Consider the following 26,627-nt stretch of genomic DNA (forward strand, 5'->3'; position numbering starts at 1 on the left):
TTGCAATGTTTATATAGCAAACAAAGGTCGCTTTAGTAATTAATTAATCTTATTTTTGCATCAATTTTAGTTTAATTTTAATAGAATAGAAATGAAACAAGAAATTAAACCCGCTACTGGACGTCTTGGCGTGTTGGTAGTTGGAGTAGGTGGTGCGGTTGCCACCACAATGATTGTAGGTACACTAGCCTCTCGCAAGGGACTGGCAAAACCGATAGGATCTATTACACAGTTAGCCACAATGCGCATGGAAAACAACGAAGAAAAACTCATCAAGGACGTTGTGCCCTTGACTGATTTGAACGACATTGTTTTCGGTGGATGGGATATCTTCCCGGACAACGCATATGAAGCTGCTATGTATGCCGAGGTTTTGAAAGAAAAAGACCTGAACGGTGTGAAAGATGAACTGGAAGCTATCAAGCCGATGCCTGCAGCTTTCGATCACAATTGGGCAAAACGTCTGAATGGTACACATATCAAGAAGGCTGCTACCCGTTGGGAAATGGTAGAACAACTCCGTCAGGACATCCGCGACTTTAAGGCTGCCAACAACTGCGAACGCGTTGTTGTACTGTGGGCTGCAAGTACCGAAATCTACATTCCGTTATCAGACGAACACATGTCACTCGCTGCTTTGGAGAAAGCAATGAAAGATAACAACACAGAAGTTATCTCTCCGAGTATGTGTTATGCATACGCTGCTATCGCAGAAGATGCTCCGTTTGTGATGGGTGCTCCTAACTTGTGTGTAGATACTCCGGCCATGTGGGAATTCTCTAAACAGAAGAATGTTCCTATCTCCGGTAAAGACTTCAAGAGCGGTCAGACACTGATGAAAACCGTATTGGCTCCGATGTTCAAGACTCGTATGCTGGGTGTGAACGGTTGGTTCTCTACCAACATCCTCGGTAACCGTGACGGTGAAGTGCTGGATGATCCGGACAACTTTAAGACAAAAGAAGTTAGTAAGCTGTCTGTAATCGACACCATCTTCGAACCGGAAAAATATCCGGATCTCTATGGAGACGTTTACCACAAAGTACGCATCAACTACTATCCTCCCCGTAAGGACAACAAAGAAGCGTGGGATAACATCGACATCTTCGGATGGATGGGCTATCCGATGGAAATCAAGGTGAACTTCCTTTGCCGTGACTCTATCCTGGCTGCTCCTATTGCACTTGACCTGGTATTGTTCAGTGACTTGGCTATGCGTGCAGGTATGTGTGGCATCCAGACTTGGTTGTCATTCTTCTGCAAGAGCCCGATGCACGATTTCGAACATCAGCCGGAACACGACCTGTTCACACAATGGAGAATGGTAAAACAGACATTGCGTAACATGATTGGTGAAAAAGAACCTGATTATTTAGCTTAATTAAATAAGTGGAGAGTTGAAAGTTGAGAGTTGAAAGTTGTTGCAATGTAATTGCAGCATTAGACAACTTTTAACTTTCAACTTTTATTTTTGGAGCACATCCAATCATCCTCCACTCTCAATTTTCAACTCTCAACTCTCAACTATTAATGAAGAGACCTTCCTTTCTACCTGTTTTAATAGGCACGGGCTTTGGCTCTGGTTTTTCTCCTTTTGCTCCCGGTACGGCCGGGGCATTGCTGGCTTCTATCATCTGGATTGCACTTTACTTCCTGCTTCCTTTCACTGCTTTATTATGGACGACTGCTGCTTTGGTGGTTCTTTTTACCTTTGCAGGTATTTGGGCTGCCAATAAGTTGGAGTCTTGTTGGGGTGAAGACCCGTCACGTGTGGTGGTCGATGAAATGGTAGGTGTGTGGATTCCGTTACTGGCAGTTCCCGATAATGACCGGTGGTATTGGTACGTGATAGCGGCTTTTGCTCTGTTCCGTATTTTTGATATCGTAAAGCCATTGGGAGTACGCAAGATGGAGAACTTTAAAGGTGGAGTAGGGGTAATGATGGATGATGTACTGGCGGGTGTATATAGTTTTATCTTGATAGCGGTGGCACGATGGGTGATTGGCTGAAAAGAGTTGCACGGATGATCTCGCAGAAGGGTGGAGTCTTTATGTTTTTAAGGGCGCAGCTTTCGGCTCAAATGGCGACTATTGCAGACTTTCTGGTGACTATCCTTCTGGTAAGGCTATTTGATGTCTACTATGTATATGCTACCTTGGCGGGCGCTATCTATGGAGGAATTATCAATTGCATTATCAATTATAAATGGACTTTTAAATCGAAAGGGAAAAAAACGCATGTTGCTGTAAAATTCATAATAGTGTGGGTTTGCAGTATTTGGCTGAATACGTGGGGGACGTACACTCTGACGGAATCGTTAGCGAAAATTCCGTGGGTACGTGATACACTCAGCCAATATTTCGGTGACTTCTTCATCATCCCTAAAGTGGTGGTGGCAGTCATTGTAGCGTTGTTCTGGAATTATAATATGCAGCGTTTCTTTGTTTACCGGAATATAGATATAAGAAGCTTGTTTAAAAGAAATTGAAAGAAAACAGAAGATTTAGATAAAAACAGATTTAGGTATATGAATTACAGAGATTACTTACAGCAACTGATTTATAAGATTATCAATCCTTTGATACATGGAATGATTAAAATAGGCATCACCCCTAATTTTATCACTACTACCGGATTTATTCTGAATGTGGTAGCGGCAGGTATGTTTGTCTATGCCGGTATCTGTGGCGGACAGAATGATTTGTCCATTCTTGGATGGGCAGGAGGTGTGATCCTTTTTGCCGGATTGTTCGATATGATGGACGGGCGTGTGGCACGTCTGGGAAACATGAGTTCCAAATTCGGTGCCCTCTACGATTCTGTGCTTGATCGTTATAGTGAGTTGATGACTTTCTTCGGTATATGTTACTATTTGTCAGTCAAAGACTATTTCATTTACGCTATCATTGCGTTTGTTGCCCTGATCGGTTCGCTGATGGTGAGCTATGTGCGTGCCCGCGCCGAAGGTCTGGGCATTGAGTGCAAGGTTGGATTTATGCAACGCCCGGAGCGTGTGGTTCTGACAAGTCTCGGAGCCTTGTTCTGCGGTGTATTCAAGGATATTACCGCTTTTGATCCGATGCTGATATTGATGGTGCCTTTGACAATCGTCGCTGTGTTCGCCAATATCACAGCTTTCGCACGCGTGAGACATTGCTATAAGGTGATGACAGCGAACGAAAAGAAGAATGACTAATTAAATAACATCCTTAATGATAAAACAATTCAAATGCCGTCGAAGAAAGAAACCCTGACCGTTATTGTCATCATGGCTCTTTTTCTTCTGCTGACAGCTGCTTGTATCGGACTCCGTTCCGAACATCTGCTGATGGCGGCACTCTATCTGGTTTTATTTTTTGCCGGACTACCTACCCGGAAGCTGGCAGTGGCCTTACTGCCTTTCGCCATTTTCGGGATCTCGTATGACTGGATGCGTATCTGCCCCAATTACGAAGTAAATCCGATTGATGTGGCCGGACTTTATAATCTCGAAAAGTCGTTGTTCGGAGTGATGGATAATGGTGTGCTGGTTACTCCTTGTGAATACTTTGCCGTGCATCATTGGGCGGTGGCAGATGTCTTCGCCGGCATCTTCTATCTTTGCTGGGTCCCTGTGCCTATCCTGTTCGGGCTCTGCCTGTACTTTAAGAAAGAGAGAAAAACTTATCTTCGCTTTGCATTAGTCTTTTTGTTTGTCAACTTAATCGGCTTTGCCGGCTATTATATCCATCCGGCTGCTCCCCCCTGGTATGCTATCAACTACGGTTTCGAACCGATACTGAATACTCCGGGTAATGTGGCGGGTCTCGGTCGCTTCGACGAAATTTTTGGCGTGACTATCTTCGACTCCATTTATGGAAGAAACGCAAACGTCTTTGCTGCCGTTCCTTCCCTTCATGCGGCATATATGGTTGTGGCATTGGTGTATGCCATTATCGGCAAATGCAGATGGTATGTGATTGCCCTTTTCTCTGTTATCATGGCAGGCATCTGGGGAACAGCGATCTACTCTTGTCATCACTATATTATAGATGTACTCCTTGGAATCTCCTGTGCACTGCTCGGCTGGCTGCTCTTTGAGTACGGACTGATGAAGATTCGCGGATTCAGAAACTTCTTTGACCGATATTATCAGTATATTAAATAGTGAAGAACAAATACCGTAATATATTCCTGGCTTTTGGCATTGTCGCCGTCCTGATCATGATATTCACTTTCGATATGGATTATCAGGAACTTTGGGCAAATTTGAAAAGGGCAGGAGTATATTTGCCTTTGGTATTATTGCTGTGGCTGTTCGTTTATCTGATTAATACTACATCGTGGTACATCATTATACGTAGCGGAGGTAAACCGGACTTCTCATTTGCCCGGCTTTATAAGTTCACTGTTACGGGCTTTGCACTGAATTACGTAACTCCCGTCGGACTGATGGGTGGTGAACCGTATCGCATCATGGAACTGAAACCGTATATAGGAGTGGAGAGAGCCACTTCTTCGGTGATTCTCTACGTGATGATGCACATCTTTTCTCATTTCTGTTTTTGGCTGAGTTCTGTCTTGCTATACCTTTGCCTTTATCCGGTAGGGTGGGTGATGGGAACCATTTTGGGTACGATCACCGTCTTCTGCCTGCTGGTAGCTATGTTGTTTGTAAAAGGCTATCAGCATGGGATGGCAGTTGCTTTCGTTCGTCTGGGCAGTCATCTTCCTTTTCTGAAAAAGAAAGTAATCCGTTTTGCCGACTCCCATCGGGAACAGTTGGAGAACATAGATAAACAGATAGCCCTGCTTCATCAACAGAAGAAGGGAGCTTTTTATGCCGCTTTGTTTTTGGAATATACGGCACGTGTAGTCAGTTGTCTGGAAATCTGGCTGATCCTCAATGTGCTGACAAGGAGTGTCAGTTTTGCAGATTGCTGCCTGATTGCTGCCTTCTCTTCTTTACTAGCCAATCTTTTGTTCTTCTTGCCTATGCAGTTGGGTGGCCGTGAGGGAGGATTTGCCCTTGCGGTAGGCGGGCTTTCCCTTTCCGGAGCTTATGGAGTCTATGCGGCATTGATCACTCGCGTGCGTGAGATGGTTTGGATTGTGATAGGGCTTGCTTTGATGAAGGTTGGAAATAAAAAGTAGCTTTATTTTACTATAATTTCCCAGTATTCGTTTTTGTTTGATCCAACTCGCTGAATCATACCTTTTTGCTTTAATGATGTGATCAGGCGTTCGCTATGCCTTAGGCTGATACCTAGAAGTCCGGTGATTTCTTTGGCGGTAATTTGATTGTTTTTTCTCAAAAGTTCCAGAACTTTTTGTTCGTTTATACCGACATTTATACCGACATTTATACCGACATCCTTTGTCGCTTTCATTGTTACTATAGGATCGCCTTGCCGTTTCTTTAGTGTTTCGTATATTTCTTGTAGCATGAAGTCAATGAAGATACCACTATTTACGGCATCAGTACTTCGGTTTATTGCATTATAATAGGCTTGTTGATTGATTTCCTTCAGAGGAGACATCCTGATGATCTATTTTATAAAGGTAGAAACTCCAACTGCTCCGACTTAGTTTGGTCGGGCAATTGGAGTTTTCTTGTTTATAGGCTATTCAATTAAAACTTTTCTTGATTTCTGCCTCATGCTTTCCAGTTATTTTCCGCATCGAAGCAAGGGCACGCTTTCACCCATTCTTCCGGTTCTATCTCTCCGTTCTCATTCCGGTCGGGACTAAGGTCACGGTGACCGCATACGCGGCATTCCGGATAATCTTTCAGTAAAGTAAGAACCAGTACCCGCAGTGAATGTTTCTGCCATTCGGTCCGGGTATCTTTGGGGCGACCTTTGCTGTCGAGCCCGCCTTCATAGCAGATACCGATACTTTCTCTGTTGTATTATATAGTATAATTTATATATCCTGTTACTAAAATAGTTATATTTGCATCATTATTATTAGAATAATCTGAATATGAAGGCAATACTATTAGTAAGAGTTTCTACAAAAGCACAGGATTTCGACGAACAGGAACGAGAAATTTACAATATGGCTATCAAAGACGGCTACTTACCGGAGTGCATAATTCCTGTATGTGAAAAGGAATCCGGTATAAAGTTGGCAGAAGAAGAGCGTGCAGGATTAAACAAAATGAAAGAATTGATTGAAGAAGATAACGATATAAATTGTGTGTACTGTTGGGAAGTATCAAGAATTGCTAGAAGAAAGAAAATAAACTTCTCTGTATTGGACTATCTCACAACTCATAAAATACAGCTAGTAGTCAAGAATCCGTCTATACGGCTATTTAAAGATAATGGAGATATAGATGAAGGTGCAGAAATGGTATTCACTTTATTCTCCCAAATGGCAGAATCAGAAATGCGTACTAAACTAGCCAGGTGGAAACGTACTAAAGATGCTAAACGCAAAGAATCCATATACACTGGTGGCTGGATTTTATATGGATATACGGTAGATGAGACAACGAAAAAACTAATAATAGACGAGAAACAGGCAAATATAGTAAAGACTATATTTGCTTTATATTTAACAGGGAAATATAGTTATGGTAGTCTAGCCAAAGAACTAATGCAAACAGGACTATTAGTCGGTTATACTTTGCTTACTGCTAGAAAATTTATATCATTAACTTTAAACAATTTTGCTTATGCAGGTTTGCCTTCTTCTACCAATAAACGTAATAATGTCAAGACGGAAGGAAATATATATCCTCAGTTAGTAACATTGGAAATGATAAACAAATGTAAAGAGATAGCTGAGAGTAATACAAACAAACCTAAAAAACAGTATAATAACTATTATTTCGGTAAAGGATTATTAAGATGTCCTTACTGTGGTGGAATAATGGTTGCAAAGAAAAATAACAATACATATCATTGTCAAGAATGTACTAAAGGATTTTGGATACAGATAAATTTAGTTGACAGCATACTTTGGTATAGTTCTATTGCGCTTTATGCAACTAAACTAATGCACAGAAATGATGAAAACAGAAAACAATATTATTGTCAACTAACAATATGTGACAGCAAAATTAAAACTTCTGAATCGCAAATTAAAGCAATGCAGGAAAGAGCGGAAGTAATAGAATATAAAGCTTATGTGGAGGGCACTTTATCAATAACGAAAGCTGATTCTTTTATTAATGAACTCAATAATAAAATAGATAGAGAAAGAAAAGAATTGAATAAGTGGATGAATGATAGGGCTACTATTCAAGGTCTGTTAATTGAGGTGAGTAGAGATGACAAGGTAGTAAACTTAGATAAAGTAGCAGAAATAAAGGATGACAAAACAAGGTATGATATTATTCACGAAGTTTTTGATTGTGCTTTTATAGATAGAATTGAACAGTATAAATATACTATTTCGATATATCCGAAGCTGTGGAATCATCCACTTCAGTACACTTTGAATACGAAGAAAAATACTGTCTTTACAGATGTCACAGAAGATATTCACCAACACTTAATAGGGAAAAAACATTCTTTTATAGACGACATAGAAGTTTTGCCAGTATCAGAAGAGATTAAATGCTACGAAGAAAGGTTTAAGGCAGTAAGGAACAAAGAGAAAAACCGTTATTATAATGTAAAATATTGCAGAGAACATAAAGAAGATAATGCTAGAAGACAAAGGGAATACAGAGCTAGGAAAAAGGCTTTAGAAGCGGAAAACAATCAAGTGAAATAAAGTATCAATCTATAATCACACTTTATTAATGCTTCTAGTTGATTTTTCCAGTTTGTGGTACTAGTATTAGGTCACTCCCTAAAAACTTAGTACCTTTGTATCAATATATTACAAATAGTATATAAGATAACACAGGCACAAAAGATACACTATTTTATCACCATTTTTTATTTTAAACAGTATCATGCAAACATTCACCTATGAAGAAATCAGAGAAAAAGCACTAAAACAAGGAATTACAGATAACAGGCTTAGAGTTGGCTTATGGGCTAGCTCAAATGGCTATATTAAAAGCAAAAGAAAGATACAAGGAAAGGTTCTCACAATTTATCTTATTCCTAAAATATCAGAAAATCCTAATCCTCATATATCGTAATGAAAACTAAAGAATGACCAGTGGTCATTCTTTTACCCATTTAAGCAATCTACAGTTTTGACTAATTTTTTCAAGTGCTCTAATAAACTCTGATGTATCTAAGAAATAACTAGGATAGGCATTTCTTAAATCCTTTATAGAAGATACAGAAACAAGAACAACTGCATTTTTATTATCTTCCATATCCTTTTCTAGTTCAGAATATTGCTCAGATGCCTCATTCTCATCTTCTTTATCATAAGTATGTATATTTACTCTCATTGTTTCAAAGTTTATAGCAATTATATAATACTCTTTGTCCAAACTGTTCTGTTCGATAAAATGAACAGTAACTCTTAAAGCTCTAAGTATATCACAAAACTTAAACTTAGTATTTAATGTGTGGCATTTTACCATAAGTTCTCGCATTGTATTATTTTGATGTTCAGTCATTACTGGTAGCTTTTCTTTTATCGCAAATAAAGAACTTACGACTTTGAAGAATATCAACCATTTATCTTCTCCTTGGCTAGACTTTAAGGAGGTTTTAGTGTGCAGACTAGCAGTTTCTACAGCGGTTGCCCAATTATGTTGCAATTTAGTTCTTATTTGTAATTCAACTCTTAACCCGTCATGTGCATTATTATCCGAATGATATTTGTAAATAAAATGAATACTTCTATAACCACTTGATTTAGGCTCTTGTATGTAATTGTTGATTTTTTCTAAAGTAAAATTTGTTATTATTTTGTTAGATAATAAAGTTAATGTTTTCTGTAAACTAGATACATCCTTTAGAATTATTCTAAACCCACCTATGTCTTGCATACCACCTAATTTCATTGTTGGATTTAAATCTAACTTATATTGAATAGATGTAAGACGCTTAAGTCTTTGAGATGTAAGGATTGGAGTAATATTATTCTCAAACAAAATCTGTATAACTTCATTCCCTAATAAGTTTAGGGGAACTAAATGGTTAGTACGCCAATCATTTAGCATTTCTATGGCTAAAGTGACTTCTTGAGAATCTTTAGAGGTCATGATTACTTCACCGGCTTTATTGATTTGGTTTCTTGTATATTTCATAGCTGATAAATTTATTTTTTTACAAAAATAATAAATATTAGTTTATCTCCTTACTATATATTAGGGTATTTTGACATGCTTATTTGAAATATTGTATGCTTTTCAGTACTCCTGACTTATAACTATTATTCTTTTAATTAATAGATATATTTTTATTTATGATTATCCACATTCCCACAGGAAAGCGATTTAATAATCGAAAAGAAGCAAAGATTTACTTTGGTAGTGCTTATTACTACAAGATAGAAAAAGAGAAGAAAGATTTACTATTTATAAACAATATTCAATCCGCTACTAATGAATATTCTACCCAAATTCTGCAAAAGCAATGCAACCGTCAACTATTCCATTCTAAATAGATTCAAACCTGCCAATATTTATAGATTTTTCTGTTTGTCTCTTTCAAGAGATGATTGGTATAATGTGAGAATTACTTTAGATGAATTGAAAAGAACAAGTGGAGGTAAATCAGTAAGCAGTTTTAATAAGAAATTTGAGGAGTACTTGGATATAAAGCCTTATTTTGTGGATAATGGTTTTTATTATCCAACTAGACGGAATATTTATCATATTCCTGCAATGGAAGAACAATGTATCACTATCTCCAATAAGTTTGCATTAATCGAACTGGATGCAGCGATAAAGGGCTTCTTTATCCAATTACTTCTATTATCCCAATATGGCAATATAGAACTGATTAAGAAAAATATAATCAAAGCAATCAAAATAGATAAAAAGACTTATGATAAGTATATAATAGAACTTGCTGGCGCTGATTTAGTATCAATTACTACTCCCTTAACTTTATATACTGAAAATATTCTATTGGCAAACGACTTTTCCAAGCAGAAAAAACTACCTAAAAAGAAAGTAAATAAAATAGTAGAGATGGATGATAATGGGAATATCATAATTCCCAAGTAAGGGGAAAAAGTGTTCTTTATTAATAATATATTAATATACAGTATTTTTTCCCTTGTACCTAACTATTTTACAGAATAGGATGCAATAAAAGTGATTTTTTTCTGTGTAAGACAAAGAGAAATGTGATTATTAGTACTATAAGTTATCCTTAGCTTTACATAGGTAAAGTAGTGGGGAAAAAGTATCTAATATTAATTATATATTATAACACACATTTTCCCCTACTACTAAAGAATTTAAACTTGATGTGCGCATGAACTTCATTTTTTAGTGTGACAGAGTATCTGTTCTGATTTTTAAAGATTAAGAGTTATATAGGCTAATCCTGCACTTGAAGTATGAGACACTGAAAAATATGTCAATGCCCACAAATAAGCTCATTATAGAGACTTTGACGAATAAAGCAGTCTACTACCCAACTGAAAACAAAAATAGCCGCAAGCGAGTACACTTACAAATGTGCTCAACTGCGGCTTTTTTTGTGGAACTTCTAAATTCTTGTCTAATACAAGGGATATAGCAGTTCGCAATTTTAAATATGGGAGTTAATTTTCCCAATGGAAGTGTGGGAAAATGCAAATATGACCTGTTTGATTTACATATAATTCAAGGAGTTGAACCATTGACAAACAGGTAGTTCTTGATTTTTAAGAATACTCAAAGTTACTCATTATAAACAAGGTAAAAAAATAAACAATACTCATTTTTTAATATTACTATTTAGCATATCTTTATATGGCAGTATAATACTCTCCTTTCTATTATAGTGTATAGTAATACATAGGCACGCAATATAGTATAGGTACTTTATATATAATACCCCCTACCTATAAAAATAAGAGCTTAAATATATATCAGCTTATTTCTCCTATGATTTACTGAATTGAAAGTTACATGAGCGCATGAATAGTACCCTTTTACGCCCCCCGAGGGTAGTTGGAGAGAAACGAAATATATTTCAATCCACGTAATCAATTTATAAATCATTTAAAATTTTATTCGTTATGAGAAATCTACAAATTATTGGCAATGTGCCACAGGTAAGAAGGGAAAGTAACCTTGGTGAGTATGCAGAAGAAGCGGTAATAATCGAAGAGCCAGTAAAGCCCAAAAGGGTAAATCACTTTATAGAGGCAAACACCCAAGAAGTTTCTTTAAGCCATTTGAAAAATGACTGCATTACTCCAGTTTTTGCCAAAGACAATGAGCTTACAGTAAACCATGCTGCATTTATTGAAACTGTTTGGGAAGCTGCAAACTCCTACTACAATGGTGAGACTATTGGAACACCCAATATTCGTGTTAGTCATGTGATTAAGGGTCGCATTCCCGAAGCTATCCACAAACCTGCCAATCAGTTGTTGGAATCAGACAAAACAATCTACTATGAGAGGGCAGCTTTTAGTATTGACATTCCTACAATCTATGAAACGGTTGAGGGAAACAAGTTGAACCTTTCAATAGTAGGGGTCAGAGCCTATAATCAAATGAACTTATACAGCAAGAAAGTTCCAGAGTTGTTTAGGTTGGCAATAGGCTTTAAGAACCAAGTATGTTGCAACATGTGCATCTTTACAGATGGTTACAAGGATGATTTAAGGGTGAGCAATACAAGTGAACTTTACCGTTCTGCCTTGGAACTGTTCAACAACTACAATCCTGCCAAACATCTGCATTTGATGCAACAGTTGGGCAATACTTCAATGAGCCAACATCAATTCTGCCAAATATTGGGCAAAATGAGGCTTTATCAGTGTTTACCCAATGGCTATCAAAAAGATATTCCACGTATGTTATTTACTGATACACAGGTTAACAATGTGGCTAGAGCTTATATCAATGATGAGAACTTTGGTAGCTTAGGAAGTGACTTGTCTATGTGGGAATTCTTTAATTTGTTAACTGGGGCGTGTAAAACTCATTCATATATCGATTCATTTTTGGATAGAGCGGTAAATGCAACCGAAATAGCAACGGGAATAAATGCCGCTTTGCATGGAGACACTAAATATAAGTGGTTTATTGATTGATTAAACAGGGGAATATTCAGAAATGGGTATTCTCCTATTTTATTAATTTTATTGCAATGGATAGAAAGAAGGAAACTATGGTTAGAAAGATTGAATATCTGAAAGAAACAATTTGCCATTGTGAGAATAATCTCCAATATATAAAGAGGTTGCAAGCATTGAAATATTGGTTGCTGAAATTAGATGTCTTATTGGATAATTCCAATGATGAGATTTATAGGAAGTATTTCAATTCAGATAAGGGACATTCTTTCTTTGATAGAATCTGTTTATCAATAACAGACTATCAATATGGAAATAAACCGTTCAATTATTAATCTATTTAAAATAAAGAATCATGTTTTATTATAAGATACTTGTTTGGCTCTTTTGGGTGGTATTGTCTTTTATAACAGGTTGTGTTCCGTTAATCCTGCTTATTCTTTTAGTTGGCTTATGGGAAGTGGAAGAAGCGGATAAACGTCACTAACTACTTGTGTGTTCAAAACAGGAATGTGTTCAAATAAATCTGCAAAGGTGGTTTGAACACATTCTTTCATGTTATCAATTTAATCAAAGAATAAAATGAAAACAGCCGTAATATATGCCCGTGTTTCTTCAAGTAATGACAGACAGGATACGAGCAGACAAATAGAGGATTTAAAGAAATATGCTATTTCACAGGATATAGAAATAGTAAACATATTCCAGGAGCATATTTCAGGTGCAAAGAAAATAGAGGAAAGACAGATTTTAGGGGAATGTTTGGAATACTGTAAACGTGAATCTGTGAATATTCTACTTTTGTCTGAATTGTCAAGACTAGGAAGAAGTACATTACAGGTTCTTCGCTCTTTGGATATATTGCATGAATCGAAAGTATCGGTTTACATACAGAACTTGGGCTTATATACTTTGCAACCAAATGGGGAAGTTAACCCAATAGCGTCTATCATGGTGACAGTACTTGCAGAAATGGCAAATATCGAAAGAAGCAATATCCAATACCGTTTGAATAGTGGTAGAGCGAATTATATTGCTAAGGGTGGTAAACTTGGCAGAAAGACAGGTTCAACCAAAACGGATGATAAGAAAAAAGAGGAATATAAAGAAGTCATTGCTTTACTAAGAAAAGGCTATTCAATCAGAAATATAGCTAAGCTACAAAGTATTGGTATTTCCACCGTTCAACGGATAAAAAATCAGTTTATAAAGCCATAATCATAAAATATCGGTGGGGTGGAAAAATTCAGAGATTTAGTTTTTATATGGGTGGTCTTGAATTTTTCCACTACCATAAATTTATAAAGCAGAAATAGCCCTCAACTTTTAATAAACAATAGTTCTTGCTATTACAAACGCTTTTCGTAACTTTGTACCAATTTCAGATACCTAATGTGTTGGGGCTGAAAGGACATATTAGTTAACGAAGAGCGTTTAAGATATTATCTCATATTGGAATCTGGACAATTTCGAAGGTTGAAGATAATAGGCAAGAACGCTCACGTCAATGTTATATACCTATCTTGTTAAGATAGTCTATATATCGTTTGGCGTGGGCTATTGTTTATTATTCAACCTTGGGCAGTCCAGAGCCTCAATATGATAATATTCAATAGTTTCCACGCCTTTTAATTTTTAATAGTATCTGAAGGAAACAGGGTACATAAAACGATATATAACTACGAATCAGACATTAAGAAACAACTTTTGCTACTATCTTTTAAGTAGCCAACTCAATTTTTGAGCAGCTTATATTACAAATTGAATTATTAACGAAAAGATTATTTACAGAATATGAAAATTTGCCTATTAATTATATTTGTTCTTTTAACTTCGTGTAATCAAAAAACACAAAATTCTTCCTCTACAACAGTTGAAGATAAAAAAGAAATGTATCGAAATGATATAGCTAGTTACGTAATATTTGAAAAAGAGATGAATCCTTCTAATGGTCATTTGATATTTGAAGGCAAGGCGTATTACATTAAAAATACAACAGAATATACTATTGATGTTGTTGAAATACAATTGCATTTAAATAAATATATTAACAATGGATGGGTTAAGGAAACAAAAGATATAACAGAAAGGTATATCAAAAGTGGCGAAAGGAGGGAGATTCTATTTATTTCAAAGGATGAACATATTGATTTAATGGACTATTCTTTTATAAACATTAAAAGTAAAGCTCTGGATTTATAATAGAAAAGATTATGGTAAAAAATATATTTTATTTATTGATTTGTATTTTATCATTTACAAATGGTGAAATTATGGCACAATCTTCACAAAAGAAAACTGTTTTAGATTTTACTCCTAAAGTGCCACAGCAAGTTATTAACCTTGCATTAGAAAGAGTTAAACAGAAAGAAGTTGCTTGCTATGTCAATGGAACGATTCAGAAAAAGAAGTATAAAATTGTAAATTATGCAACTTCGGTTTCCGTTGATGTGAAGTATAATGTTTGGTTTGAAGTTGTAGACCCTTGTAGTGACATTGTTAAGAAACTTTGGATTCAATATAAAGAAACTAAAGATAGACAGTATGTTTGCACAAAAGACACTTTCTATACTAGTAAATACTAATTAAATCTTATGGGAGTAGTAATAGGAATAATCTTTTATGCGATAATAGCATATATTACCTGTCCACGTAAAGAAAATGGGAGTTTTGAAGAAGGAGCAATAGCATTGTATATCATCGTTCCTGTTGTGGTTTTGGCGATTTATCTTATATGTAATAATTAGAAAGAAGTCCATGAGGAAAATTTTATATTGCATATTACCAATCTTCTTATGTTCTGTTTTATCTTGTGATAGGAAAAGACAATCAAGTGAACAGGATATGAAAGATTCGTTAGCAGCAGCTAACTTTATGAAATGTGCAAAGTTTTTGTATAATACTTTGTTCGATGATGAGCTTAAATGCTTTAAACCACGTATTTTTATAAAGTATAAGCAACCTGTAAATGGCTATGATGTAACTGTTATGTGTTTGCCGTATAACTATACTTATGATAAAGAAAGAAGTACAGAAATTTGGGGTAATGCCTTACTTTACTTTGAAAAGGAAGATAGCAGATTCTATATTTACAATGAAAGCTTTTCTGACAGTGTTCTTTATTATGTAAACGAACAAGAAGTTAGAGATAACATGATATTAGAATTGGACTATTTGCCTAAATCAAAAAATGAATATTTGAGTCATAACTCACCATTCTTTTTCTCTGATGTGGATTTTGACGGAGAAGAAGAATTAATTATCAATAACTGGAAATGTGGTATAAGACATTGCAATACCTATGATGTTTATAAGATAACCAATAATGAAGTGAAGCAACTGACAGAAGCGCCATTTGTTAATCCAACAGGAAAAATCAGCAATTATAATTCAGATTTTGATTCTGTAAATAAAACTATAACGATACACAAAAGAACAGGAAGTGCTTACTATGGTGGTTACTATAAATATGGCTTAGTTAAAAGAGTGGATTTGAATAGTTATGACAGGCTTAGTAAATGTAATGAATTAGAACTGATAGAGGCTAAAATCATAGATTATGATAGAAATACTTCAACTTGTTCATTTAGACAGTATAAAAGGATAAAAGATAGATTGCAGAAAATAGGAGAAGGTAAGTATGATGACGTTGCTGAATATGATACTATTGATATAAATAAGATTCATAAATAAAATATATCAAATGCCTTATTCTTATCAAGTAACAAGAATCGAGAAGCTCATGATTATGAAGTTAGTAACTATCTACATACTAATATTTATGTTATTACTATCTTGTACTAGTAAAAAGGATAGTAATACACAAGCTACTATTGACAGCCTATCTATATATGACAATCATCCTATTTTAGAAATATCGGAAGCAAAGCATTTGCAATGGGTAGATTCTGTATTAGGAGTAAAAGATGTGAAACTGATTGATTACAGAAATGGGATATACGAATATGATGATACAAGGTTTTATTGGAATAGGGCTTTTGATTCTTTCTTGGTATATCCCTCTAGCTTTACGCATGGAGAAGAATCAGATTTAGGCAATGGCAATCATTTCGTAAATGAAGATAGTACAATCTGTTTGAATGTGTATGCTACTTACTTCGATGTTTTTAAAGATGATTATTCGCTTCATGAATGGTTTGATATAATGATTGATACAGAAGTGGAACAAGGTAATAGAATTGTCAAAAAAGATATTACAGACCATAGTTATACTATTGAAGGCAATACTAAGAGTGATAGATGTTTTTACAGCAAAGCTACTTGTAAAAAAACTTATGAACGTGATATTATTGTAACAGTGAAGTTGGAGTATACAGATTCTGCAAAAGAACAAGTGGAATATATAATCAATAAAGATATTAATAGTTTTCTATCTAATTTGCTGAAATAATGAGGATAAGATTATTATTTGTATAATTATTGGTAGTTTAGTAATAAGCATTGTGTTTAAAAAGATAATTAATAATATAATGGAGAAATAATTATGGATAATATAATTGAATTTGATTTTCCAACAAATCAAGTTTCTAATATAATAAAAGTGATAGGTGTAGGTGGTGGCGGTGGAAATGCTGTAAAGAATATGTATAAGCAAGGGATTCATGATGTTTCTTTTGTTCTATGCAATACTGATAGTCAAGCTTTATATCGTTCTGATATTCCCGTAAAAATCCAGTTAGGTAAAACAGGACTGGGTGCAGGTAATAACCCAATGAAAGGTAAAGAAGCGGCAGAGGAAAGTATTGATAGCATTAAGGAGCTATTCAATGATACTACTAAAATGGTATTTGTAACTGCTGGAATGGGCGGTGGGACAGGAACTGGTGCTGCACCTGTAATAGCTAATGTTGCCAAAGAAATGGGAATATTGACCGTTGGAATAGTCACCATACCTTTTCTTTTTGAGAAGAAGCCTAAGATAATGCAAGCATTAAAAGGGGTTGAAGAAATGAAAAAGAACGTTGATGCACTTTTAGTAATAAATAATGAACGTTTACGAGAAATATATACGGATGGAATAACCACTGCTAAAGATGCTTTTAGTAAAGCAGATGATATTCTAACCACTGCAACTAAAAGCATTGCAGAGATAATTACCGTTGAAGGTACGATAAACCGAGATTTTCGTGATGTTGAAACTATTATGAAGAACGGTGGTAGTGCTATTATGGCAACAGGAAAAGCTAAAGGGAAATATAGAATCCAAAATGCGATATTGAATGCCTTAAATTCTCCATTACTTAATGACAATGAAATAGAACAAGCACAAAAATTATTATATATTTTATACGCAAGTAAAGATAATCCAATCTTGATAGATGAACTATCAGAATTAGATTCATTTATGGCAGAACTAGACACTGATATAGAAGTTATTTGGGGATTGTATGATGATGATAGTTTAGGAGAAGAGGTAAAAATTACTCTGATTGCTACTGGCTTTAACAACAGAAAAAACACTATAACTGATACAAGCGAAGAAGCAAGGCTTAAAGGTCAAATAGAGAAATACTACAAATCTAGTTCTAAACCTATGAGTAAACAAACTCAATTTATTGTTAAAGAGCCAATAAATAATAATGTAACAGAAGTATTAAAAGAAAAACAAGAAGCTATCTCATTTGAAGAAAAAGAAGAAGTTATCGTTCCCTCTAAAAAGGAGAAGCTAATAAACCGTCTTAGCAATATCATAAATAAGTTAATGGAAGAAGAATAGTTCATAATCATAGAAAAAGGGTTATTGTATGATAGTAGAATAATTCTTATCTTTATCACAACTAAATCAATCTTTGTATGTTTAAGTGGTTTCATAGAAGAAAGGATAATTATAGTAAGCATCTTTCAGAGTTTAAAGAAAGGTTGGTTATGCAAGAGTTAGCTTCTTTAGATATAGAAGCAATCAAACAATTTGCTTTAAAAGATTGGGAACTTGGGGAAACTCATGGTTTACCACATTGGCAAAGAGTGGAACGTAATGGAATAATACTTGCCACATCAGAAGTAAATATTACGGTTGTTAGGTTGTTTGCTTATCTGCATGATAAATGCAGAATAGATAATGGTTATGACGTTGAACATGGAAAAAGAGCAGCTATTATGATTAATGGGATTAGGCATACATTACTAAAAGAACTAACCGATAATGAATTAGAGTTATTGTCTAAGGCTTGTGAACTTCATACTACAACATTGCGAACAGGTAACTCAACTATTGATACTTGCTTTGATGCAGACAGATTAGACTTAGAACGAGTTGGTATAATACCATATCCCAATAAAATGGCTACTGTAAAGGGAGAATATTATGCGAAGAATCTTGGTGAATTTTACGATTTAGCAGCTTTAATAACTATGGAATAATAAAAAGCATATTGGAAAACAGCATTTGAAGAAATTCATTTGCTGTTTTTTATTGTTCTATTAATTATTACAACACATCTTTTACAACAAGGCTTGTTAGAGAATATATATAATAAAATCTGATTAATTAATTTGTTTTTTGTACATTTGAACACAAAAATACATCATACTAATAGTAAGCTTCAAGTCAACATGAAAAAGATTATTTTTATAATGTTATTAGGATTAGTCTGTAATACAATTAATGCCCAAATTGTAACTAAACAAGAATTAGAAGAATATACTAATATAGGGGATATGTCTTGGTCAGCTAAAGCTAAGGAGCTATCCAATGAATATAAGTTGAATGAATTGGGTGAACTATCATTATCGGTTATAAAAGAGTATAAAGGTCAGTCCAAATCTCAATTATATCGCAAAATTATAGATTGGGTCATATCTATGTCTTCTGATGCAAAGTCAGCTATACAAGTTTCAAATGAGGAAGAAGGAACAATCATAGCACGTTGTTATTTGCCTAATATTGCCAAACGGACTATGGGAGATAACTCATATAGAGTAAGCATTCGACCACTTATTAAATTTGATTTTAAAGAAGAACGTATTCGAATGACATATACCTTACAGAATTATGAGGTATTGAAGATAAATGACGATAGTGGATATGTCATAATGTTTGGTGGTGGTTTTGGGGTAACAGGTAATGGCGTTACTAAAGATACCCAAATATGGGCACTTTCTGATTGCTTTCCATTTGCAGAAAACAGACAACATCCTAAAGTGACCTCATCACGAGCTTTTGTTTATTCACTATCATGTTATAAAATCCTTGTAGACAAAATTGATACAGTTCTAAAGAAGCCATTGCAAACAAGTGATGATGATTGGTAATTACCCTATAAATGTAACTTTAACATTTTGAATTAAATATCTCTTTGGTATGGTGGAAACTAACATGGTTATCACCATTTGAAGAAATTCATTTGCTGTTTTTATTTTTACAGAAATTCAATACTAATACATCAATCAGTATTAATATAGTCACTAATAAGTTGGCTATTATTACAGTTATATTTTATACTATAATAATAGATATACTAGTTCTAGTATTAATAGGATTAGTATAATAATGTTGGGTATTAATATAGAGGGCTTTTTCTTGAAAAGCTATACTATCATAGCTTTTTTTACATAGAGTATTCGGATTTTGTTGGAAATTGTTTGTGTTATTATAATAATATACTACTTTTGTGTGGAATTTGCTGTGGCACTATCTTCTGAATAGCCAGTAATAGTGCTGGCATAATTAAACTTTTTATAATTATGGCAATAATAGCAGATTCAAATGATGTACTTGAAGCATTAGTATCTAACAACCGTAGCAAATTGAGTAAAACTTTTGGTGTCGGTATGTTTGTTTCAGAAACAGATACTCCCGAAGAGGTTATAACTAAGTGTGAGTCTTATATTGAAAGATTTGAGACTTATATAAATCACTTGAAGATAGTCATTAACTCGGGAGAGAAACTTAATTCTGAAATGAGAAAGGCTAGGGTTAGACGCCTAATTTCTTCTCTCAATCCGAGTGAACGAGAAGCCGTAAAAACTATGTTGGACTAGTACATTAAATTTAGGCTAGCTTCGGCTAGCCTTTTTTATTTTACTTATGCTATGAGTAGACCTATTAAATTTTCAAAACGGTATTGTAAAGTGTTAGGTAGTGTTTGTACTGATAAGCACTATTCTGTATATTTATTTATGTATATTATTATTACGTATGCTTTAGAAAATAATGCGGCTTTTAATACTTTACTAAAGAATAAAAATAAACTATCTGCCATACACTTTATTAGGATGCAGGTAGATTGCTGTTTGGAAGTTTATGCTTGTCTTTTATATAGAGATAAGGAACGCTTCTTTAAATATTTCATGGACGGTAAGCCTACTAATAAACTTTATATCGGTAAACAATATCTTACTGCCGGTTATCTTTGTGGAGAATTAAATAAGAGGTATTCCGGAATATCAGAAATATACAAAGAGGGTTGCAGGTGGATTCACCCCAATAAAGTTATATTTAGATATACAGCTCCCCAATGTGAACCTAATAAATCTGATATGTTTTTTATAGGCTATAAAGACAAGCACTATTATGAAGACGGGGAACAGATAAAGGATATATATAAAGATATGCTATTGGTAAATCAAATACTATATGAATTACTAAAAGAGTTGGCAGAACCGTATAAAACTCTACATGGTAAAAAGCTAAGCATAGGGCAATTCTTTAAATCGAAAAAGAAATTATCATTTAAGTTTTATGAATAGTGAGATAGAATCTACTATGTTTTTATAAGCAGTATTATTATAATAAAGCTGATTATCAGAAATGGTAATTAGCTTTTTTATTGGTTATAGTAACAAGATACATAAATAGGGGTAAATAGTATGAAACCTTTGGCGTGGGCACCGACCTTTTCTATCGGTCGGGTAGACTTTATATCCCCGTTTTTGCGGATATAAAAATGATAACCCGCTCCGTTGAATCCGCGTCGGCGATGGCAGACGTCCAGGTCATATTCCGTGAAATCCTTGTCTTCGCGTGTGGCGGAGCAGTGAATTACGATTAAGTTGATCGTTCTCATAATCTGTCCGGCATTAAGCTTCAGAGATGGATGCCTCGCTTTGTGTACGCTGTAGGCACTCTTTGTTTACGCACTGTAATGTGGCAGCTTGTGCAAGTTGTTCTCTCAACGAAAAGATTTCGGTGTGCATTTCTTTCACTCTCGCGCTCAGGTCGAAATAATCTTTCAGTACCTTTTCCAGCTGTTCCATCAGGAAGGTATACTGGTCTTTCACCAGTTCGCTGAATTCTTTGACGTCTTGCGCTATCGCTTTACGCTTTTTACGATTACCCAGGAAAGGGAGGATAGTCATAATAATCTCGATAATTTTATCTAGCATTTTTTTTAATGGATAATTGATAATGGATAATTGATAATGGGGGGAGTTGTACATTAAGGTTAGTTCGATATAGTATCTCTCATTCTGAGCGAAGCGACAAACCTGAGACTGACTAAAAGTCGGTAGTATCTTACTTCTCCTCCTTCCCAAAGGGAGGGGAATTGAGATACTATTGACTTTTTAGTCAGTTTCAATTGGGAGGGCTGCTCCAGTGTTTTGTACTGCTCTTTCCCAAAAAAGTCCTGTTAAACTGTCGGGTCCGGAGCTTCTTCATCGCCTTCGCTATTTCCTCCGCCTCCGGTGTTTCCTCCGCCGGCATTTCCGCCTTCCGTGTCACCTTTGCTTGCCAGTACGAATTCCACGTTGTTTTCGCTTCGTGTGCTGGTGTGACTTGCGTTCACCAGATGCAGTGCTTTATCCGCTACAAACCGGACATTCACCTTGCGGATGCTTCGGACCGTGCAATCTTTTTCCTTCTCTGTCCCCTCGCTGCACAGTGTGATGTGAAACGTACCCAGACCGTCGATCTTCACTTTGTCACCTTGGGTGAGTGACAGGCGGAGTTGCTCTACAAAAGCTTCGATGGCATGTTTTACATCTCCTGCTGTGAGTGAAGAGTTGGCTTCGATGGCATCTGCCAGTTTTTCGACGTCCATCACTCTTACTGTACCCGATTTCTGACGTACGTAATACAGCATCGGGGAATTCTCCTGACTTACGTACTTTCTTCGCTGATAGCGTTCTACTGAAACATTCATAAATTTAAAAAGTTAAGGTTTAAGTAATAATTATTTTGTTTCTATATGACATTACAAATATACGAAATATAAGAGGCGAAGTCAAGCATTATGCCATTTATTTCATTGTAAATATGAAATAAAATCGGAAAATATTAGAAATAATATTATGTAATATAATATTGTTTTGATTCTGTTTTTATTTTGCTTGTTTCAGTAATACTTCCAATGGTGGTGTATAGTCCGTAATTTTCGTTAGAGAAGGATTGTGGCTGAAGTATGCGTTCCCTGTCTCTCCATTGCGTTGTTTGGCTACGATGACTACCCCCAGTCCTTCGGTCGGATAACCGCTTTCCCGGTCGGTAGTGAGCCGTGCCAGTGCAGGGCGGTAGAGCAGCATTACTACATCCGCGTCTTGCTCGATGGCGCCGCTTTCGCGTAGATGGAACAGTTCCGGCCGACCACCGGGACGGCCTTCCGATTCGCGGTTTAGCTGGCAAAGCAATACGACGGGAACGTTCAGTTCCTTGGCGAGCAATTTAGCCTTACGGCTGGCTTGTGCCACTTCCTGTTCACGGTTGCGGTTCTTCTGTCCGGTGCTCATGTCGCAAAGTTGCAGGTAGTCGATGATGATCAGGTCGCATGCATCCTTGCTTTTAAGGAGCCGTGCACTGGAACGTACATGGTCCATACTGATCGATGTGCTGTCGTCTACGTGTATCGGTAGCCGTGCCAGTTCTGCGGCAGTGGTGTGCGCTTCCGCTACTTCGTGCGGGTTAGGGATGCCTGTGCGCCAGCGGTAAGGGTTGATGTCGCTGGCGGACAACAGCCAGCGGTCGGCAAGTCGTTCTCCTTGCATCTCAAGGCTGTAGACGGCGACGGCATGTCCCTGCATGGCAGCCTGCCGCGCCAGATGGAGGGCGAAGGCGGTCTTTCCGACCGAGGGGCGTGCGGCGATGGCAATGAGTTCTCCGTTTTGCAGTCCGGACGTCATGCGGTTCAGGTCCGTCAGGCCGGTGGGGATGCCGGTGATTCCGTTTACGCTTTTGGCGATACGCTTTTCGGCTTCTTCCATTGTGTCGGTCATCAGTGCGTCCATGTCGCGCATGTGGTCGTTGTGGCCGAATTCACCTTCCAGGCGGTCGAGCAGGTTGTGCGCATCTATCAGCGTATCGGCTATGTCCATTGTTTCGTCCAGGGAGCAGGCGAGGAGTTTGTTGAGTCCCAGTATCATTTCCCGCCGCAGGTATTTCTCGTGTACGATCTGCATGTGATATTCGATGTGTGCCGAGGTGGCTACTTTGCTGCTCAGTTGCGTGATACCGAATGCTCCGCCGGCTTCTTCGAGCTTGCCCCGGTGGGCAAGCTCTTCTTTTACGGTGAGGATGTCGATCTTCATTCCTGCCTGGTACATGGCCAGCAGGGCGGCGTAGATCACTTGGTGACGCATGCTGTAGAACATTTCCGGACGCAGCGTGTCGGCTACGAGCGGCATGGCTTCCTGTTCTATCAGGCAGGCGCCCAGTATGGCTTCTTCTATCTCCGGAGCCTGCGGAGAAACTCTGTTGTCAGTATTCATATTCATTCAGAAAGGCTTTATTGGATAAATAACTGCAGGCATGTAACGTGAATTTCATGTTTGTCTGATGATAATAATATTCTTCGATATGGTCGATGGCGAGCTGCTGTTCTTTTTCGCTCAGCTTTTTCCAGATACGCTGCGCCTTGGCGATGTTCTCTTTGGGGAGCTGCAGGATGTTGTGGTAGTCGTCCCAGAAGAGGCGGAACTTTTCGTTGCTGGCTTTTTGTGTGTTTTCTTTTTTCTCGCCGAGGAGTGTCGAGATATTTGTCCAGTTTTCGTAGTCGACTACTCGGATATGCAGGGCGGTGGTGTCGTTGTGAGGAATGATTTCGATGATTCCGTTTGTTTTCAGTTGTTGTATGAAGCGGTAGGTTCTGCTCGTTGGCCAGTGGAAAATGGCGCTCCAACTGCGGTAGCTGTGCAGGCTTTCACCTCTTTTGCACACGATGGTGCGTCTTTGATGGTCGGTGAGCTTTGTTTCCGAGTAGTTGACTTTTATAAGAAGCTTCAGAAAAGCTTCTATTTCTCCTTCATGTGGGCTGCAGTCTATAAGTTGCTCTTTCAGCAGAGCTTTTGGGATAATGATGTAGCCATATCCGATGGCTTGACAATCCATTTTTTGCATATGATATTCTGTTTTTAAATTTTGTCCAAAAGTAGGTTGATCGTTGCCGGAATCCTAAACGGATGTGCGTGTTTGGACGTGTTGGGATGTAATATTCCTTGTGTGGACGTAAATTGCTGTTTTTGACATGTGTTGTTTTTGTGTGGTACACGTTGGAGGAAGATCGTGAAACAGAGGCTTCGTTTGATGCGAACAGAGCTTCTGTTTATAGTAAACGAAGCCTCTGTTCGGTCATTTTGGAGCCTCTGTTTGGAGGGTGGAAAAAGGGCATTTTTGTGGAACGCACAGCGGAACACTCTGGAGAGTGAGGTAATCTTCTGACATTTAATGGAATATGTCTGTTGAGAAAAATCTTTTGAAACGCAGGGCGGAACCATAATAAGGGATAACTAATAAATTATATATTTAAAAATATATAGTTCGATTTTCGCTTTTTGGGCGTTCAAACTCGTTTGTTGTCCGACTCGTTTGCGTGGTTTTCCGACAGTGAAATGATGGGTGGTCCCCAGTGCGCCCAGATGATTTGCTGCATTTTCGGACTTAGCAAAGTCGTATGTTCGGTGTAGCTTGCTGCGGTGAGCTCTGCTTTGAGCTGCAAGTTGGCGTCTATCGTGTCGCGCATCCTTTTTCTAGCTGCATTGCAGTCCGAATGTCCTTGAAAGTATTCCGTAGCTAATTGGGTAAAATGTTTAAATCCCTTGATGATGTAATCTTTGGATACTTCTTTTTCTACTTTTATCATATTATTATATTTAGTTTGTATAAACCATTGTTTGTGGTTTATTTTCTGCAAAGTTATGAAAAATAAATTGATTGAATAGTATAAAATAATTTAGTTTTATTTTTGTTTTTACATCTGTAAATTTATATGTATGTACCTGCTTAATTAAATTTGTAATTAGGGATATTTGTTGATTATAATAACTATTTATTTGTGGCGGAAATTTTATGAAAAAAAACATAGCGGTTTCTTTTTTTGTTGTTTTACTCTCAGACGCATGGCGAAATTTGTTGGTCGGATCATTCTGCTGATGAATGAGTATATGTCTGAAGGGTATTTTGGAGAGATGCTAAAATACCCTTATATTTATCGCGTAATTTATTTAATAGTGATTAAAATGTTAAAAGTAGTAGCATTTATGAAGCAAGTAGCCAAGGGACTACAGATGGAGGGAAACTTTGGTACTGCGCACGTCTACCGTAGCAGTCTCAATGCCATCATTGCTTATCGTGGGAAAGGGGATTTTACATTTCATGAGGTAACCCCTGAGTGGTTAAAAGGCTTCGAGATTCACCTTCGTGGCCGTGGATGCAGTTGGAATACTGTATCTACTTATTTACGCACATTTCGTGCGGTCTATAATCGTGCGGTAGATTGTCGTGGGGCTGTTTATGTACCGCATCTGTTTCGTTCTGTATATACCGGCACGCGTGCGGACCGTAAGCGGGCGTTGTGTGATGAGGATATGCAGAAGGTTTTTGCCAAATTACCTTCGTCTCCTGCCGTGACTCCTGCTATGCGTCGTACGCAGGAACTATTTGTCCTGATGTTTCTTCTCCGTGGTCTGCCTTTTGTCGATCTTGCTTATTTGCGTAAAAGTGATTTGCACGACAATGTGATCACTTATCGCAGGCGGAAGACCGGTCGTCCCCTGTCAGTAACGTTGACTCGGGAAGCGATGGTCTTATTAAAGAGGTATATGAACCGTGACAGTTCTTCTCCTTATCTGTTCTCTCTTTTGGAGAGCCGTGAAGGGACGAAGGAGGCGTATCGTGAATACCAGTTGGCATTGCGCAGCTTCAATCAGCAACTGTTGTTGCTGGGGCAATTATTAGGGCTGGGCGACAGGCTGAGCTCATACACGGCACGCCATACGTGGGCAACAACAGCTTATTATTGCGAAATTCATCCGGGTATTATTTCTGAAGCAATGGGGCATTCGTCCATTACGGTAACGGAGACGTATTTGAAACCTTTTAGAAATAAGAAAATTGATGAAGCCAATCAACTGGTAACGGATTTTGTGAAACGGACAGTTACTGGATTAATAGCTTGATTATTAGTGATGTTACTTTGTAGGTAACGGAGCTGAATAGCGTTGCAAAGATGGATATATTTTGGAAAACATGCAAACAAAAATGATATTTTTTCTGATAAACAACTAAAAAAAGACAAATAACACGATAAAACAGCGGATTTCTTAGCATTAAACTTTTGTAGCTTTTAATTTTAGATAATAGATTTCCCTC

The 26,627-nt window shown here is 36.9% G+C and carries 31 protein-coding genes and 2 pseudogenes; 24 read left to right on the forward strand and 9 right to left on the reverse strand.

Annotated elements, in window-relative coordinates; translation table 11 throughout:
- The first annotated feature begins 91 nt into the window (after nucleotides 1-91).
- The 6 genes from HMPREF9007_RS09290 to HMPREF9007_RS09265 all read left to right on the forward strand — a co-directional run bounded on the left by HMPREF9007_RS09290 (nucleotide 92) and on the right by HMPREF9007_RS09265 (nucleotide 5,134).
- A complete protein-coding gene (locus HMPREF9007_RS09290) occupies nucleotides 92-1,381 on the forward strand; it encodes an inositol-3-phosphate synthase (RefSeq protein ID WP_008762240.1) in 1,290 nt (429 codons plus the stop codon).
- Nucleotides 1,382-1,530: 149 nt separating this feature from the next.
- On the forward strand, nucleotides 1,531-2,010 hold the full coding sequence (locus HMPREF9007_RS09285) for a phosphatidylglycerophosphatase A (protein ID WP_008762241.1): 480 nt from the start codon (nucleotides 1,531-1,533) through the stop codon (nucleotides 2,008-2,010).
- A gap of 14 nt (nucleotides 2,011-2,024) precedes the next feature.
- Nucleotides 2,025-2,489: a GtrA family protein gene (locus HMPREF9007_RS09280; protein ID WP_008764781.1), complete on the forward strand. Its 465-nt coding sequence runs from the start codon at nucleotides 2,025-2,027 to the stop codon at nucleotides 2,487-2,489.
- 39 nt (nucleotides 2,490-2,528) lie between these two features.
- A complete protein-coding gene (locus HMPREF9007_RS09275; protein WP_008762243.1) occupies nucleotides 2,529-3,197 on the forward strand; it encodes a CDP-alcohol phosphatidyltransferase family protein in 669 nt (222 codons plus the stop codon).
- A gap of 33 nt (nucleotides 3,198-3,230) precedes the next feature.
- Nucleotides 3,231-4,148: a phosphatase PAP2 family protein gene (locus HMPREF9007_RS09270; protein ID WP_008762244.1), complete on the forward strand. Its 918-nt coding sequence runs from the start codon at nucleotides 3,231-3,233 to the stop codon at nucleotides 4,146-4,148.
- Nucleotides 4,148-5,134: a lysylphosphatidylglycerol synthase transmembrane domain-containing protein gene (locus HMPREF9007_RS09265; protein WP_032850525.1), complete on the forward strand. Its 987-nt coding sequence runs from the start codon at nucleotides 4,148-4,150 to the stop codon at nucleotides 5,132-5,134. Before HMPREF9007_RS09270 ends, HMPREF9007_RS09265 begins: the two co-directional genes overlap by 1 nt.
- A gap of 2 nt (nucleotides 5,135-5,136) precedes the next feature.
- Here HMPREF9007_RS09265 and HMPREF9007_RS09260 read toward each other — a convergent pair whose 3' ends face one another.
- Both HMPREF9007_RS09260 and HMPREF9007_RS0125225 read right to left on the reverse strand, forming a co-directional pair.
- Nucleotides 5,137-5,520, reverse strand: a complete 384-nt coding sequence (locus tag HMPREF9007_RS09260; protein WP_165000532.1) for a transcriptional regulator — start codon at nucleotides 5,518-5,520, stop codon at nucleotides 5,137-5,139.
- Nucleotides 5,521-5,636: 116 nt separating this feature from the next.
- Nucleotides 5,637-5,891 (reverse strand): annotated as a pseudogene (locus HMPREF9007_RS0125225) (N-acetylmuramoyl-L-alanine amidase); the annotation flags it as partial.
- 74 nt (nucleotides 5,892-5,965) lie between these two features.
- Between HMPREF9007_RS0125225 and HMPREF9007_RS09255 the strand changes: the two are divergent.
- Entirely contained in the window at nucleotides 5,966-7,708 is a 1,743-nt protein-coding gene (locus tag HMPREF9007_RS09255; RefSeq protein ID WP_008762247.1) for a recombinase family protein, read from the forward strand.
- 184 nt (nucleotides 7,709-7,892) lie between these two features.
- The gene (locus HMPREF9007_RS09250; RefSeq protein WP_008762248.1) at nucleotides 7,893-8,084 is read left to right on the forward strand and encodes a hypothetical protein; all 192 of its coding nucleotides are present in this window, start codon (nucleotides 7,893-7,895) and stop codon (nucleotides 8,082-8,084) included.
- A gap of 24 nt (nucleotides 8,085-8,108) precedes the next feature.
- Here HMPREF9007_RS09250 and HMPREF9007_RS09245 read toward each other — a convergent pair whose 3' ends face one another.
- Entirely contained in the window at nucleotides 8,109-9,152 is a 1,044-nt protein-coding gene (locus tag HMPREF9007_RS09245) for a RelA/SpoT domain-containing protein (protein WP_008762249.1), read from the reverse strand.
- 158 nt (nucleotides 9,153-9,310) lie between these two features.
- Between HMPREF9007_RS09245 and HMPREF9007_RS26380 the strand changes: the two genes are divergently transcribed.
- The 15 genes from HMPREF9007_RS26380 (at nucleotide 9,311) to HMPREF9007_RS09180 (ending at nucleotide 20,797) form a co-directional block, all read left to right on the forward strand.
- Complete coding sequence (locus HMPREF9007_RS26380) at nucleotides 9,311-9,511, forward strand: hypothetical protein (protein ID WP_002559006.1); 201 nt, start codon at nucleotides 9,311-9,313, stop codon at nucleotides 9,509-9,511.
- A 64-nt stretch (nucleotides 9,512-9,575) separates the two neighbouring features.
- Nucleotides 9,576-10,076, forward strand: coding sequence for a hypothetical protein (locus tag HMPREF9007_RS09240; RefSeq protein WP_277754684.1), 501 nt, complete (start codon nucleotides 9,576-9,578; stop codon nucleotides 10,074-10,076).
- A gap of 1,004 nt (nucleotides 10,077-11,080) precedes the next feature.
- Entirely contained in the window at nucleotides 11,081-12,106 is a 1,026-nt protein-coding gene (locus tag HMPREF9007_RS09235; RefSeq protein ID WP_008762251.1) for a DUF3871 family protein, read from the forward strand.
- Nucleotides 12,107-12,162: 56 nt separating this feature from the next.
- Nucleotides 12,163-12,423 carry a hypothetical protein gene (locus HMPREF9007_RS09230; RefSeq protein WP_005678230.1) on the forward strand — a complete coding sequence of 87 codons (261 nt, stop codon included), beginning with the start codon at nucleotides 12,163-12,165 and terminating at the stop codon, nucleotides 12,421-12,423.
- 247 nt (nucleotides 12,424-12,670) lie between these two features.
- Complete coding sequence (locus tag HMPREF9007_RS09225) at nucleotides 12,671-13,306, forward strand: recombinase family protein (RefSeq protein ID WP_007754395.1); 636 nt, start codon at nucleotides 12,671-12,673, stop codon at nucleotides 13,304-13,306.
- A gap of 576 nt (nucleotides 13,307-13,882) precedes the next feature.
- A complete protein-coding gene (locus HMPREF9007_RS09220; protein WP_008762252.1) occupies nucleotides 13,883-14,290 on the forward strand; it encodes a hypothetical protein in 408 nt (135 codons plus the stop codon).
- A gap of 11 nt (nucleotides 14,291-14,301) precedes the next feature.
- Complete coding sequence (locus tag HMPREF9007_RS09215) at nucleotides 14,302-14,673, forward strand: hypothetical protein (protein ID WP_008762253.1); 372 nt, start codon at nucleotides 14,302-14,304, stop codon at nucleotides 14,671-14,673.
- 9 nt (nucleotides 14,674-14,682) lie between these two features.
- Nucleotides 14,683-14,835 (forward strand): hypothetical protein, encoded by a 153-nt coding sequence (locus HMPREF9007_RS27255; RefSeq protein WP_165000533.1) that lies wholly within the window; start codon nucleotides 14,683-14,685, stop codon nucleotides 14,833-14,835.
- A 97-nt stretch (nucleotides 14,836-14,932) separates the two neighbouring features.
- Nucleotides 14,933-15,781, forward strand: a complete 849-nt coding sequence (locus HMPREF9007_RS09210) for a hypothetical protein (protein ID WP_254706053.1) — start codon at nucleotides 14,933-14,935, stop codon at nucleotides 15,779-15,781.
- Nucleotides 15,782-15,830: 49 nt separating this feature from the next.
- Nucleotides 15,831-16,499 (forward strand): hypothetical protein, encoded by a 669-nt coding sequence (locus HMPREF9007_RS09205; protein ID WP_032850562.1) that lies wholly within the window; start codon nucleotides 15,831-15,833, stop codon nucleotides 16,497-16,499.
- A gap of 93 nt (nucleotides 16,500-16,592) precedes the next feature.
- Complete coding sequence (gene ftsZ / locus HMPREF9007_RS09200; RefSeq protein WP_008762256.1) at nucleotides 16,593-17,825, forward strand: cell division protein FtsZ; 1,233 nt, start codon at nucleotides 16,593-16,595, stop codon at nucleotides 17,823-17,825.
- A 77-nt stretch (nucleotides 17,826-17,902) separates the two neighbouring features.
- Entirely contained in the window at nucleotides 17,903-18,469 is a 567-nt protein-coding gene (locus HMPREF9007_RS09195; protein WP_277754686.1) for a hypothetical protein, read from the forward strand.
- A 192-nt stretch (nucleotides 18,470-18,661) separates the two neighbouring features.
- Entirely contained in the window at nucleotides 18,662-19,360 is a 699-nt protein-coding gene (locus HMPREF9007_RS09190; RefSeq protein ID WP_229037622.1) for a DUF4468 domain-containing protein, read from the forward strand.
- A 432-nt stretch (nucleotides 19,361-19,792) separates the two neighbouring features.
- Entirely contained in the window at nucleotides 19,793-20,089 is a 297-nt protein-coding gene (locus HMPREF9007_RS09185; protein WP_008762259.1) for a hypothetical protein, read from the forward strand.
- A 51-nt stretch (nucleotides 20,090-20,140) separates the two neighbouring features.
- A complete protein-coding gene (locus HMPREF9007_RS09180) occupies nucleotides 20,141-20,797 on the forward strand; it encodes a hypothetical protein (protein WP_032850527.1) in 657 nt (218 codons plus the stop codon).
- 122 nt (nucleotides 20,798-20,919) lie between these two features.
- On the opposite strand, the pseudogene HMPREF9007_RS09175 reads toward HMPREF9007_RS09180, so the two are convergent.
- The 6 genes and pseudogenes from HMPREF9007_RS09175 to HMPREF9007_RS09150 form a co-directional block, all read right to left on the reverse strand.
- Nucleotides 20,920-21,114: pseudogene (locus tag HMPREF9007_RS09175) on the reverse strand (N-acetylmuramoyl-L-alanine amidase); the annotation flags it as partial.
- Nucleotides 21,115-21,127: 13 nt separating this feature from the next.
- A complete protein-coding gene (locus HMPREF9007_RS09170; RefSeq protein WP_008762262.1) occupies nucleotides 21,128-21,433 on the reverse strand; it encodes a hypothetical protein in 306 nt (101 codons plus the stop codon).
- 245 nt (nucleotides 21,434-21,678) lie between these two features.
- Nucleotides 21,679-22,191, reverse strand: a complete 513-nt coding sequence (locus tag HMPREF9007_RS09165) for an HU family DNA-binding protein (protein ID WP_008762263.1) — start codon at nucleotides 22,189-22,191, stop codon at nucleotides 21,679-21,681.
- Nucleotides 22,192-22,369: 178 nt separating this feature from the next.
- The gene (gene dnaB, locus HMPREF9007_RS09160) at nucleotides 22,370-23,749 is read right to left on the reverse strand and encodes a replicative DNA helicase (RefSeq protein WP_032850566.1); all 1,380 of its coding nucleotides are present in this window, start codon (nucleotides 23,747-23,749) and stop codon (nucleotides 22,370-22,372) included.
- The gene (locus HMPREF9007_RS09155; protein ID WP_008762265.1) at nucleotides 23,739-24,377 is read right to left on the reverse strand and encodes a hypothetical protein; all 639 of its coding nucleotides are present in this window, start codon (nucleotides 24,375-24,377) and stop codon (nucleotides 23,739-23,741) included. Before HMPREF9007_RS09155 ends, dnaB begins: the two co-directional genes overlap by 11 nt.
- A gap of 442 nt (nucleotides 24,378-24,819) precedes the next feature.
- On the reverse strand, nucleotides 24,820-25,119 hold the full coding sequence (locus tag HMPREF9007_RS09150) for a DUF4248 domain-containing protein (protein ID WP_008762266.1): 300 nt from the start codon (nucleotides 25,117-25,119) through the stop codon (nucleotides 24,820-24,822).
- A gap of 376 nt (nucleotides 25,120-25,495) precedes the next feature.
- Here HMPREF9007_RS09150 and HMPREF9007_RS09145 point away from each other — a divergent pair, with 376 nt between their 5' ends.
- A complete protein-coding gene (locus tag HMPREF9007_RS09145; RefSeq protein WP_032813730.1) occupies nucleotides 25,496-26,434 on the forward strand; it encodes a site-specific integrase in 939 nt (312 codons plus the stop codon).
- Nucleotides 26,435-26,627: the final 193 nt, after the last annotated feature.

The organism is Bacteroides sp. 1_1_14, assembly GCF_000162515.1.
In the GTDB taxonomy this organism is placed as follows: Bacteria; Bacteroidota; Bacteroidia; order Bacteroidales; family Bacteroidaceae; genus Bacteroides; species Bacteroides thetaiotaomicron.

Excerpts from the sequence above, each read along its gene's own strand:
- HMPREF9007_RS09290 (WP_008762240.1), top strand. The coding sequence starts at position 92 with ATGAAACAAGAAATTAAACCCGCTACTGGACGTCTTGGCGTGTTGGTA.
- HMPREF9007_RS09285 (WP_008762241.1), top strand. The coding sequence starts at position 1,531 with ATGAAGAGACCTTCCTTTCTACCTGTTTTAATAGGCACGGGCTTTGGC.
- HMPREF9007_RS09280 (WP_008764781.1), top strand. The coding sequence starts at position 2,025 with ATGATCTCGCAGAAGGGTGGAGTCTTTATGTTTTTAAGGGCGCAGCTT.
- HMPREF9007_RS09275 (WP_008762243.1), top strand. The coding sequence starts at position 2,529 with ATGAATTACAGAGATTACTTACAGCAACTGATTTATAAGATTATCAAT.
- HMPREF9007_RS09270 (WP_008762244.1), top strand. The coding sequence starts at position 3,231 with ATGCCGTCGAAGAAAGAAACCCTGACCGTTATTGTCATCATGGCTCTT.
- HMPREF9007_RS09260 (WP_165000532.1), bottom strand. The coding sequence starts at position 5,520 with ATGTCTCCTCTGAAGGAAATCAATCAACAAGCCTATTATAATGCAATA.
- HMPREF9007_RS09255 (WP_008762247.1), top strand. The coding sequence starts at position 5,966 with ATGAAGGCAATACTATTAGTAAGAGTTTCTACAAAAGCACAGGATTTC.
- HMPREF9007_RS09250 (WP_008762248.1), top strand. The coding sequence starts at position 7,893 with ATGCAAACATTCACCTATGAAGAAATCAGAGAAAAAGCACTAAAACAA.
- HMPREF9007_RS09245 (WP_008762249.1), bottom strand. The coding sequence starts at position 9,152 with ATGAAATATACAAGAAACCAAATCAATAAAGCCGGTGAAGTAATCATG.
- HMPREF9007_RS26380 (WP_002559006.1), top strand. The coding sequence starts at position 9,311 with ATGATTATCCACATTCCCACAGGAAAGCGATTTAATAATCGAAAAGAA.
- HMPREF9007_RS09235 (WP_008762251.1), top strand. The coding sequence starts at position 11,081 with ATGAGAAATCTACAAATTATTGGCAATGTGCCACAGGTAAGAAGGGAA.
- HMPREF9007_RS09230 (WP_005678230.1), top strand. The coding sequence starts at position 12,163 with ATGGATAGAAAGAAGGAAACTATGGTTAGAAAGATTGAATATCTGAAA.
- HMPREF9007_RS09225 (WP_007754395.1), top strand. The coding sequence starts at position 12,671 with ATGAAAACAGCCGTAATATATGCCCGTGTTTCTTCAAGTAATGACAGA.
- HMPREF9007_RS09220 (WP_008762252.1), top strand. The coding sequence starts at position 13,883 with ATGAAAATTTGCCTATTAATTATATTTGTTCTTTTAACTTCGTGTAAT.
- HMPREF9007_RS09215 (WP_008762253.1), top strand. The coding sequence starts at position 14,302 with ATGGTAAAAAATATATTTTATTTATTGATTTGTATTTTATCATTTACA.
- HMPREF9007_RS27255 (WP_165000533.1), top strand. The coding sequence starts at position 14,683 with ATGGGAGTAGTAATAGGAATAATCTTTTATGCGATAATAGCATATATT.
- HMPREF9007_RS09210 (WP_254706053.1), top strand. The coding sequence starts at position 14,933 with ATGAAAGATTCGTTAGCAGCAGCTAACTTTATGAAATGTGCAAAGTTT.
- HMPREF9007_RS09205 (WP_032850562.1), top strand. The coding sequence starts at position 15,831 with ATGATTATGAAGTTAGTAACTATCTACATACTAATATTTATGTTATTA.
- ftsZ (WP_008762256.1), top strand. The coding sequence starts at position 16,593 with ATGGATAATATAATTGAATTTGATTTTCCAACAAATCAAGTTTCTAAT.
- HMPREF9007_RS09195 (WP_277754686.1), top strand. The coding sequence starts at position 17,903 with ATGTTTAAGTGGTTTCATAGAAGAAAGGATAATTATAGTAAGCATCTT.
- HMPREF9007_RS09190 (WP_229037622.1), top strand. The coding sequence starts at position 18,662 with ATGAAAAAGATTATTTTTATAATGTTATTAGGATTAGTCTGTAATACA.
- HMPREF9007_RS09185 (WP_008762259.1), top strand. The coding sequence starts at position 19,793 with ATGGCAATAATAGCAGATTCAAATGATGTACTTGAAGCATTAGTATCT.
- HMPREF9007_RS09180 (WP_032850527.1), top strand. The coding sequence starts at position 20,141 with ATGAGTAGACCTATTAAATTTTCAAAACGGTATTGTAAAGTGTTAGGT.
- HMPREF9007_RS09170 (WP_008762262.1), bottom strand. The coding sequence starts at position 21,433 with ATGCTAGATAAAATTATCGAGATTATTATGACTATCCTCCCTTTCCTG.
- HMPREF9007_RS09165 (WP_008762263.1), bottom strand. The coding sequence starts at position 22,191 with ATGAATGTTTCAGTAGAACGCTATCAGCGAAGAAAGTACGTAAGTCAG.
- dnaB (WP_032850566.1), bottom strand. The coding sequence starts at position 23,749 with ATGAATACTGACAACAGAGTTTCTCCGCAGGCTCCGGAGATAGAAGAA.
- HMPREF9007_RS09155 (WP_008762265.1), bottom strand. The coding sequence starts at position 24,377 with ATGCAAAAAATGGATTGTCAAGCCATCGGATATGGCTACATCATTATC.
- HMPREF9007_RS09150 (WP_008762266.1), bottom strand. The coding sequence starts at position 25,119 with ATGATAAAAGTAGAAAAAGAAGTATCCAAAGATTACATCATCAAGGGA.
- HMPREF9007_RS09145 (WP_032813730.1), top strand. The coding sequence starts at position 25,496 with ATGTTAAAAGTAGTAGCATTTATGAAGCAAGTAGCCAAGGGACTACAG.